We start from the raw sequence: 10,091 nt of genomic DNA, 5'->3' as shown, positions 1-10,091 counted from the left end.
TAGCGGTGGGGCTCACCTGTTCCCATTCCGAACACAGAAGTTAAGCCCACCAGCGCCGATGGTACTGCTAACGCGGGAGAGTAGGTCGCCGCCAGTTTTTATTTTATTTTTAAAAGTCTCATACAGTAATGTATGAGACTTTTTTTTTGAACTATACCTAATCCTAATAGCTCTTACGATAATACAATAATACCCAAAAGAACATGGGAAATGAGTAATTAATAATAAGTATGTTTTTTAAGATGATAATATCTCATATTTCTATTTCTTGATATAGCTTTTTACATTCTAAAATTTTTATATTTCAATTAAAATTGAATATTTTTTTTCCAATATTCAATCATAACTTTCATATTTTCAAGGATATTTTATGTTTTTCACTTATTTTTTATTGGTTTATTATTAAATACTGTTAAAATATTATATTTGATTTGAAAAAATTAAATATAATTATGAATAGAACGATAGTTAAGGCAGGACTTCTCTCATCTTTATTTTTTTGCTTGACTGGATTATCTGCACAGAACACAGACTCTACTAAAGTCGGAAAAATTGATGAAGTTGTTGTAACAGCTTACGGAGTTAAAAAAGAAAAGAAAACCCTAGGATACTCCTTCCAGGATGTAAAAGGACAGGCACTTGTGGATGCTAAAGAAACTAATGTCACTAATGCCTTGGTGGGTAAAGTTGCAGGTATGCAGGTCATTAAAGGTGGCTTTGGTCCTGCGTCATCATCTAGGATCAATCTAAGAGGCTTTAATTCTCTTAAAGGAGATAGTCAACCTCTGATTGTTGTAGATGGGATTCCATTAAGTAACAGTATGGGAGTAAAGCCTAAGCAGAATAATGGGAGCTACAATAATGACTTTTGGAATCCTGACCTGGATATGGGAAATGGGCTGAATGATATTAATGCAGAAGATATAGAAAGTATCTCTGTTCTTAAAGGAGGGGCTGCATCTGCATTATATGGCTCACGAGGTGGAAACGGAGTTATTCTCATTACCACTAAGACTGGAAAGAAAAAAGGTGGTTTAGGAATTACTTATTCTACCAATTTAGGATTTGAGACTATTTTTATGAAACCAGACATGCAGAAAAGCTTTGGTTTAGGACAAAATGGAATTGCCAATCCTGCTAATAGTGAAAATACCAGTTCATGGGGACCATCAATTGACGGAACAAATAAGCAGAGATATAATAATCTGGGTAATTTTTTCAAGACAGGAATCAATACACAGCATACTTTAAACTTTCAGGCGAATTTGGGTGAAGGAACAAGCTTATATACCTCATTCAATTATTTAAATGACAATAGTCAAATTCCGAATTCCAAATTTGAGAGATTCAATTTGATGGCTAAAATGAATTCTACATTTGGCAGGGAAAAAAGATGGACATCAGAAATAAAGGTACAATATATAAGTACAAAAGCTAAAAACAGACCTTCAGGAGGAAGAGGGGATGGAAATTATTATTCTAATATTCTCCTGATGCCACAGGATGTTGATATCCGTAATTATCGTGAAGGGCAGACACAGAACAATGTAATGTCGAACTGGATTTCCCCAAATGGTATTAATCCTTACTGGTCTGCATACAACAGTCTTAATGCTGATAAAAAAGATCGTGCTTTATTGAATAGTTATCTTAAATATCAGTTTAATGACTGGCTAAGTGCCGATGTAAGATTAGGAACTGATTTTTACGCTTTGAATGCAGATGCAAGAGTGTGGACAGGTTCTTCAAGAAGAAATGCCTATGCGACCAGTGAAGAGAAGTTTTATGAAAATAATTATATAGCCAGCATTACGGCTAAACAGGATAATTTATTTGGTAAATGGGGCGGTTCATTTTCATTGTATGGACAATTAATGGAAACCAGAACTAAAGCTCTTTATTTTAGTACTCAAAACTTAATTGTTCCCAATGTTTTTAGTGTGACGAATACCAGCGATCTTGCAGGTATTGCTAATAACGAGATTGATATATGGAAGAAAATTAATTCCGTTTTTGGAGCATTGGAAATTAATTATGACGGATATTGGTTTATTAATGCGACGTTCAGGAATGATTGGTCTTCAACCTTGAGTGTAGAGAACAGATCATATTCTTATCCAGCCCTAAGTACATCTTTGGTTTTAACGGAAATGTTGAATAAACTGAATGGTACAACTTCTAAAACATTAACTTTTGCCAAACTTCGTGCTGCATATGCTTCTACGGGGAATGGTTTAAATCCTTACGAATTATATAATGTTTACAGACTAGCCGCTGATCCTACCGGACATGCTATTTTAGGAAGAGTAAAGACTCTTTATGATCCAACTTTACAGGCTGAAAAATTAAAAACTTTTGAAGTGGGGGCGGATCTTAAGTTTTTTAACAGACTTTCATTGGACGTAAGTTATTTCGTTAATACTTCAGTAAAACAGTTGATCAATTTACCTATGAACCCACTTTCAGGATACGATAATATGAAGGTGAGCGGAGGAAAGCTTCACAATAGTGGAATTGAAGTGGTATTGAATACTGATATTTTTAAAAAGGAAAATTTTAGCTGGAATGTAAATGCTAATTTCTCGAAATTAAAGAGTGAAGTAAAAGAGCTTTATGGCTCTATTTCAAAATACCCATTAGATGGTTTTGATAATGTTACATTCTTTGCAGAGCTCAATAAACCTTTTGGAGTGATCTATGGAACAAAATTCTTAAGAGTAGAGGATGCTAATGATCCTAATTTCGGAAAACTTATTGTAGGAGCCAACGGACTGCCTCAAGCAACTCCTGATCAGCATTATTTGGGAGATCAGACTCCACGCGCATTGTTTGGGCTTACCAACAGCTTTAGTTATAAAAATATTGGGCTTTCTTTCCAGGTTGATGGACGTATTGGCGGAAAGTTTTATTCTTCTACTCAATCAGCTTTGCAAAAGGTTGGGCTTGCTGAGGAGACGGCTCCCGGAGGAAGAAGAGATAATTTTGTTCTTGACGCAGTAGTACAGCAAGCCGGTGGTGGATATACCTCCAATACAAAGGAAATTACTCAGCAGGATTATTGGGCAGCTGTAACGGCAGGAAACCTTGGAATTACAGAACAAAATATTTACGATGCTACCAATATCAGATTAAGAAATGTTCAGGTATCTTACAGTTTCCCTAAAAGTATTTTTCAAAAGTTTGCATTGCAAAGTGCAAAAGTTTCTTTCACTGCCAATAATGTATGGATGATTTACAGTAAAGCAAAAGGAATAGATCCTGAATCTGTATTTGCGATCAACTCTAACGCTGTAGGATTTGAAAACCTTTCATTCCCTACCACAAGATCTTATTTATTCACCATTACATTAGGTTTTTAACATCAATAACATCATGAAAAAATATATTTTATCTCTCGTTACACTAGCTTCAGTTTGTACATCATGTAATGATTTTGAAGACATGAATAATGATCCGTTTGCAGTAGATATTAATAAAGCTGAACCGGAGTATTTCTTAAACAATTCTATTTTAGGAGCTCAACAGGATCCCAATATTGCTGAACGTACTTTTGTTCTTTATTGGAAAACTGCGGCAAGACAACACCTGACAACTGGAATTGCTGGTGGATCATATGATGATTCCTGGACTGTAGAATATTGGAAAGGAATTTCAGAATGGTTGAATAATGCCAATACAACGATTGAAATCATTAATGAAAAGAAAACAATAGGTCAAGGCAAAGCTCACTATGATAATCTTACCCAGGTAGCCAGAATCTGGAGAGCTTATTTAATGAGTGAATTTTCAGATAACTTTGGTCCGCAGCCGATTCAAGCATTTAAAGGAATAAACCCAGGTTTTAATTCTGAAAAAGAGGTGTATTATTTTATTTTGGAAGAGCTGAAAGATGCTGCTGCTAAAATGGATGTGAGCCAACCTGCTCCTGCAAATCCGAATGCTTATGATATGGTATATGGATTTAAATGGAATCAGTGGGTAAAATATGCAAATTCCATGAGAATGAGAATTGCTATGAGAATTGCTGAAGTAGATCCAGGAAAAGCAAAAACGGAATTTGAAGCTGCTGCGAACTCTAATATGCTGATCAGTACAAGCGATGATAATTTTAAAGTAAAAGAAGATCCAGGCTGGAATCCTTTATCAGGGGTAATGTCCAGAGAATGGAATTCACAGATCTTATCGGCTACTCTTAATAATATGTATATTGGCTTAGGAGGAGTAAATTCTACAGATCAATTGCCGGCTGCTCAGCATACTGCAGTAAAAGCTGCTGACTACATTGGTGTAAAGTATGATGAGCAATTCTCCACAATGACGAATGATCCTAGCGCAGGATATTGGCTTGACGGACTTCCTAATACAATAGATCCAAGAGCTTATAAAACATTTTATATTCCTGGAGACCTCAACAGTCCGATTTATTCACTTTATCCTACTTATACCAATCAGGCAACTACCAATCATGGGGATCTTACTTTTGCTGATGGTTCCAAAATTACAATCAATACCGTAAATACTTGGAATACGACCACAATAGGGAATTGGGGTGTAAAAGGACAAAGAAACGGTTTAAGAGGCGTTATTGGCTGTATGCCGGCTTTAGGAAAACAATATAGGGAAGGTAAAAACTTCCGAATTTTCTTTGCAAGCTGGGAAACTTACTTCCTGATGGCGGAAGCAGCTCTGAAAGGTTGGGCTGTTCCTATGAGTGATGAAGCAGCTTATAATAAAGGGGTGCAGGACAGCTTTACTTATAATGGCGTTTCACAATTCTATGGGCAATACATTACCTCAACAGCTTATAACCGTGATGGAACTTCTGTTTCTTATTCTCATACAACGGAGCCGGGAGCTACCCATGTGATGAAATATAAAGATCCTGCAACCGGAAATTTAGTTTCGATAGATATTAAATATCCTGTAAATACGATTTATAAGAACGGTTCGGTGAAGAATGATAAACTTACAAAAATCATTACCCAAAAGTATATTGCCAATATGCCGTGGCTTCCTTTAGAATCTTGGAGTGACCAGAGAAGACTGGGATTACCTTTCTTTGAAAATCCAGCCGTAGAAACTCCTTTGGTAAATTTACCGAATTTGAATTCAGGAAATTATATGACCAACTCTATTCAGAATTTCCCTCAGAGATTAAGATATCCAAGTACTTTCAGAAATACAGATCAGGACGGATATGCAAAAGCATTACAGTTACTGGGTGGACAAGATGCTGTACTCACTCCTCTTTGGTGGGCAAAACATTAAATTAATTATTTTTCAATACATAATCCTTTCCAAATTTTGGAAAGGATTTTTTGATATAATTCTTACGTCTCAAAAAATTCAATAGTATCAATTATGTTAATTTGCAACGATAGTGAAAACCACTCGGGCACTATAGGTACTGGCAGGAACGGTTACAGATACTCCGGCTAACTGTAAAATTAAGTTGATATCAGCAAAATTTACACTATTCCCAAGCCCTAAAAGACCACTAAAGGTAAAAGTTAAAAACGTCACATCAGCAGTCTGTGATATGGGGATATAAGTAGTTCCTCCATTGATAGCTGATGTGCAAAGGACGCAAACTCCATGTATCGTTGTTGATCCTCCTGTTCTTCTTGCAGAAAGAGTTAATGAATTATTCCAGGGATTTGGGGTATAGCGCATTGTCATTTTTGCACCAGAACTTGAAAGAAGATTAAGAAAAGAACCGGGTAACGTTCCGGATAACGTGATTGTTGTAGGTGTAGTCGTGGTATTGTCATAAGTTCCTGCATAATTATTTCCTGCTTCGGTAATAGCAGGAATAACGGGTGACCAGTTTCCCGAAACACTTACAGTCTGAGCATCAAAGAAAGAACTCATTATTAAAAAAATAATATATAGATTCCTTTGTAAGAAAACGTTTCTAATATAATGGCTATTGATTCTCATTTCATTTTTATTCTGTGATGGTGTAAACAATTGTAACAGATATATTGTCTTGTTTGGCTAAATTAGCATAGGTGCCGGGGACGAGGGAAATGGTAAGACGATGCCCGTTATTTGCTCCATTGCCCGTATAAGCCCCGCCAATTCCGCTAATAATAGTGACGGGTGTGGTTGTAAGAGTAACCTGTGCTGATGGAGTTCCCAATGTTCCACCTCCTGCTCCGGAAGCCGCAGCTGCCTGTAGCCTGATATTCACACCTGGAATAACCTGATTCACAGCTGCCGTTATTTTTCTTGTAGCGCCACCTGAAGTAATAGCTGAAGTATAATTAATCCATTTTGAAGTATTGGGAGTAGGATTTCCCAGAGGATTTCCGGCTTCAGTAGGTGCTATAAAGTTCAGCGTAATGTTTCCGGTAGGTTCTACATCCATCAAAGTCACTACAGGTAATGTAAGAGTAACAGTAGCCTGAGAATACAACAATCCGGATAGAATGAAAGAGGTTAATATTATAGCACGCTTCAAAATCATTTCTTATTTTTTATTTCATTATATCCTACTTTCAGAGATTCCTGCTGGTATTTGATTTCTCTCTTTTGCTTAACAATCTGAATATTTATTTTTTTTATCTCTCCTGATTTTAAGGTAAACTGGAATTTATCAGTTAAAATCTTATAACGTTTATCCAGACCATTTCTATAAAGCTTAAGAGACCAATCGCCAGGTCGGAGATAAGTAAAATCAAAATCTTCATCTATAAAACAGATCTTACGGAAGATCTGATCATTGCTGATCGCTTCTATAATAATACTTTCTCTTTTCTTTTTCCCCGTTTTATTCTGTAATGTTTCAATATCTGTCTGATCTTTTTCAAGGTTTTCTGCAAGATGAATATGCCCTTGGATATTGGCTGCAGTAGTTATTCCGAAATTAAAAACATTCTCTTTATTAAGAAGAGATAACGCTGCAGGAAAAACAACGGTTGGAATATCATTGATCTCGGTAGTTGAGCGATCTATTTCAAGGAAGTAATTACCGGGAATTACATTCTTAAACATATAATTTCCTTCTTTGTCTGTCACAGATAGATAGCTGCCCAGCATCAATCTGATACCTTCTGTTTTTTTTATGCCGAGATTGCTTACATTTCCTGATAGAGAAGTGTATTCTGCAATTTTTTGCACCGGAATATTGGGACTCCATGTATAACGCATCGAGAATATGAAATCTTTATCTCCTATTTCTCCACGCTGTAAGGAATACCTGCCTGAAAAATCCAGTGAATTTCCTGGAAATAGCTGTTGATGATATATAAGCTCAAATAAATTTCTGTCTTTAAAGTACTCTTCGGGAATATAATTGTTCTGATAGAAAATACTTAAGCTTGTTTTATCAGTAAATCTAGTGAAAACTCTTGCTCCGTAATACAGCTGCTTTTGATTTTGCAGTTGATACCTTGAAGTACTTCCATAACTTCCATAAATGTTAAACAAAGTTCTGAATTTTTCAATAGAAAGATTAGCCGTATATAAACTTGAATTACCGTTAAAACCTGTCAGATAATTGTCCGTTTTTCCAAATTGTCCGTTAATATTAATCTGAAATATCCCAATGCGCTGATCTACAGTGATTCTAAAAAAACGTTCGTAATAATCAAACTGTTTGGGTTCTAAACGATCCTGATATTTTTGATAACCGTTATTAACCATGATAGATCCGCTCGGCAGATATTTATACTGTACACCATATTGAAAATACTTTCTGTAAGGAGCTGCCAGAAATAAAGTATCCCTTTGAAAATTTTTAGCGTCCTGTATATAGTTAGCAAAAACATTGATTTTTTTAGATAGCTTGTACTGGGCGTATCCGCTTACAGTACTGGTATTGGTGAAATATCCTGCAAATTCAGGGCTGGCTTTCATATAGATTAAATTCCCGTTGATTTTATCAAAATTGATATCAGCCTGTGCCATATAAGCAGTTCCTTCTGCCTTTTTTGTATTACTATAGGAAAACTCACCTGAAAGGATAATATTCTTTGAGATCTTAAATTTCCCTTTCGTATAGGGAAGATGTGCTTCAGAATCTAATTGTATATTTCTGGAATTACCTTCCTCCTTCATAGGTGTTTTGTAAAGGTATCCGGCAGTAATTTCAGACTCTTTTCTGATTTTAAATGTTGAATATATATTAAATTCATCCTTAATATCCCTGAAAAAACGAGGACGATTATAGAAGGCTCCTAAGCTTACTTTATTGAAATCATAACGGATTTCTGCTCCTCGTCCGTATCGTGCAAATTCCGTCAGATAGGAAGAAGAATACGTTTTATCACCTAAATGAATGAAAAGTTTATCTCTTTTATAGTTTACAAAATATTCTTCATATTGCGTAAATGTATTGAGCTCAATCGGGCTATGAGTAGCGGCATGAAATTCAATTTGATTTTTATTGTCTTTATCTAAACTTCCCTTTCCATATATTTCTCCCTGAAAACCATCATTGTAAATTCCCATATTTTTCATTCCGATGAAAGAAAGAGAAGCTACAATAGGAAGTCTGTGATATATATCGGATTCTGAGGGCTTGATCGAGATAACTTGTGTGCTTACATACACATCCTGAGCTTCCTTAGGATTGTCTTTTGAATATACTGAAAGATTTAGATTTTGAAATTCATTTTGCGGAAGATCAGGACTGGTGACTTTATGAACTGTGATTACCTTTGATTCGTTGGGTCCCAATGTCAGCAGATGATCATCGTCAACGATTCCGTTTCTACTGCCAAGAACAATGTTTTCAGTGATATTGCCATTGTTTTTTAATAAAAACGAAGAACGGATGGTCTCTCCGGCTCTGATGAATTCAGGGGAATTTAATGCAGTAAGAGAAATTTTTCTGCTTGCGGATATAGTAATCGTTGAATTTTTCACCAAAGATATTCCACTCTCGCGGTCTGTAATCTGTAAAGTAATTGTATAATTACCTTGTGCTGTCTCCCCTGCAATACGAACAGGAGCAAGATATACAGAAGTTTGGTGTGCATTAATCTGAAACTCTCCTTTTGCTAAAATAGGAGTAATGTGAGGACTGGATGTTGTAGCTGAAATATCATATATTTTATTTTCAGCAGAACTATTTTCCAGAGTGAAAGGAATAGAAGTAGACATTCCCGGCATAAGGCTATCTTTTTTACTAATCAATCGTTCAGACTGGTTCTGAGAAAAAGTAATTACCGGAAATAAGAGTATAATTATAAATAATGTCCAGGTTCTAATCATTTTTTACTTCTAGTTCCACATTGAGTGCAAATGCATTCTCTTCTTCATCAGTTGTCATTATAGTTGCGTTGTATTTATCCGGTGGGACTTTACTGATATCGATAGGGAAAATTTTTGATGTAGAAGGCAACAAACCCATAGTTAAGCTTGAGTAAGTTCCTATTTTTTCTCCTGTTTTACGGTTGTAGATTTCAATGGAAGCTGTGGGTTTACAATAGAGGTTACCGTTATTGGCTATTGCAATTTTTACAGTTTGTCTACCTTCTTCTTTCTCTACCTTTACACTTTCAAATTTCAGGTCCGGCTTTGCTTGTTCAGTTTCGAAATCTGTAATAATTTGAATCGCATAGCGTATCATAGAACTAATATTGACCCCGATTTTTTGATCACTAGGTTTTATATCCTCTACAGGTTCTACAATCAGTACGCTCCAGTAGCTTCCGGGATCTATTATCTGATTGGGTACTGTAATTTCATAAAATACCTCTGTTTTTTCTTTCCCTTTAAGCGTAATTAGGTTGGTATTTAGCTTGATCCATTCCCCATTGGTTCTTTTGTTTGTTTTTATGGCTGTATAATTGTTTGTTCCGTCTGCATGATAAGTAAAGTCCTGTAAAAACAATTTTACACTTTGAGGATGAGTACCTGTATTTTCAATAGCTATTTTTCCTTTATAAACCTTTCCGTTTTCTATTTTGTAGGAATGCGTAAGCCCGTTGAGAATCACAATGCCGGCATGTAAAAAGCTGAACTGTAATATCAGGGTGACCAAAAGAAGGATACGCTTTGTCATTATGTAATGTATAGAGTTAAATAATTAAAATAAATACAAAAACAGGAAGAAACTGAAAGACAATTTCTCCTTGTTTTTG

6 protein-coding genes and 1 rRNA gene are annotated in these 10,091 nt (G+C 35.6%); 3 read left to right on the top strand and 4 right to left on the bottom strand.

Annotated elements, in window-relative coordinates; translation table 11 throughout:
• The 3 genes from rrf to BBI01_RS14720 all read left to right on the top strand — a co-directional run.
• Positions 1-97 (top strand): 5S ribosomal RNA (gene rrf / locus BBI01_RS14730); the annotation flags it as partial.
• 355 nt (positions 98-452) lie between these two features.
• Complete coding sequence (locus BBI01_RS14725) at positions 453-3,359, top strand: SusC/RagA family TonB-linked outer membrane protein (protein WP_065395397.1); 2,907 nt, start codon at positions 453-455, stop codon at positions 3,357-3,359.
• Positions 3,360-3,372: 13 nt separating this feature from the next.
• Positions 3,373-5,268, top strand: coding sequence for a SusD/RagB family nutrient-binding outer membrane lipoprotein (locus BBI01_RS14720; RefSeq protein ID WP_065395396.1), 1,896 nt, complete (start codon positions 3,373-3,375; stop codon positions 5,266-5,268).
• Between the two features lie 96 nt (positions 5,269-5,364).
• Here the strand turns inward: BBI01_RS14720 and BBI01_RS14715 are convergent, their stop codons facing one another.
• The 4 genes from BBI01_RS14715 to BBI01_RS14700 form a co-directional block, all read right to left on the bottom strand.
• Complete coding sequence (locus BBI01_RS14715) at positions 5,365-5,871, bottom strand: hypothetical protein (protein ID WP_083190114.1); 507 nt, start codon at positions 5,869-5,871, stop codon at positions 5,365-5,367.
• Positions 5,872-5,947: 76 nt separating this feature from the next.
• Positions 5,948-6,469 carry a hypothetical protein gene (locus BBI01_RS14710; protein ID WP_065395394.1) on the bottom strand — a complete coding sequence of 174 codons (522 nt, stop codon included), beginning with the start codon at positions 6,467-6,469 and terminating at the stop codon, positions 5,948-5,950.
• The gene (locus BBI01_RS14705) at positions 6,466-9,219 is read right to left on the bottom strand and encodes a COG1470 family protein (protein WP_065395393.1); all 2,754 of its coding nucleotides are present in this window, start codon (positions 9,217-9,219) and stop codon (positions 6,466-6,468) included. Before BBI01_RS14705 ends, BBI01_RS14710 begins: the two co-directional genes overlap by 4 nt.
• Complete coding sequence (locus tag BBI01_RS14700; protein WP_065395392.1) at positions 9,212-10,012, bottom strand: WxL protein host-binding domain-containing protein; 801 nt, start codon at positions 10,010-10,012, stop codon at positions 9,212-9,214. Before BBI01_RS14700 ends, BBI01_RS14705 begins: the two co-directional genes overlap by 8 nt.
• Positions 10,013-10,091 lie beyond the last annotated feature (79 nt).

Origin of the sequence: Chryseobacterium artocarpi, from assembly GCF_001684975.1 — a bacterium.
Classification (GTDB): domain Bacteria; phylum Bacteroidota; class Bacteroidia; order Flavobacteriales; family Weeksellaceae; genus Chryseobacterium; species Chryseobacterium artocarpi.
The sequence above is the reverse complement of the archived record's forward strand: the minus strand, read 5'-3'. Positions and strand labels throughout refer to the sequence as shown.

Excerpts from the sequence above, each read along its gene's own strand:
- BBI01_RS14725 (WP_065395397.1), top strand. The coding sequence starts at position 453 with ATGAATAGAACGATAGTTAAGGCAGGACTTCTCTCATCTTTATTTTTT.
- BBI01_RS14720 (WP_065395396.1), top strand. The coding sequence starts at position 3,373 with ATGAAAAAATATATTTTATCTCTCGTTACACTAGCTTCAGTTTGTACA.
- BBI01_RS14715 (WP_083190114.1), bottom strand. The coding sequence starts at position 5,871 with ATGAGTTCTTTCTTTGATGCTCAGACTGTAAGTGTTTCGGGAAACTGG.
- BBI01_RS14710 (WP_065395394.1), bottom strand. The coding sequence starts at position 6,469 with ATGATTTTGAAGCGTGCTATAATATTAACCTCTTTCATTCTATCCGGA.
- BBI01_RS14705 (WP_065395393.1), bottom strand. The coding sequence starts at position 9,219 with ATGATTAGAACCTGGACATTATTTATAATTATACTCTTATTTCCGGTA.
- BBI01_RS14700 (WP_065395392.1), bottom strand. The coding sequence starts at position 10,012 with ATGACAAAGCGTATCCTTCTTTTGGTCACCCTGATATTACAGTTCAGC.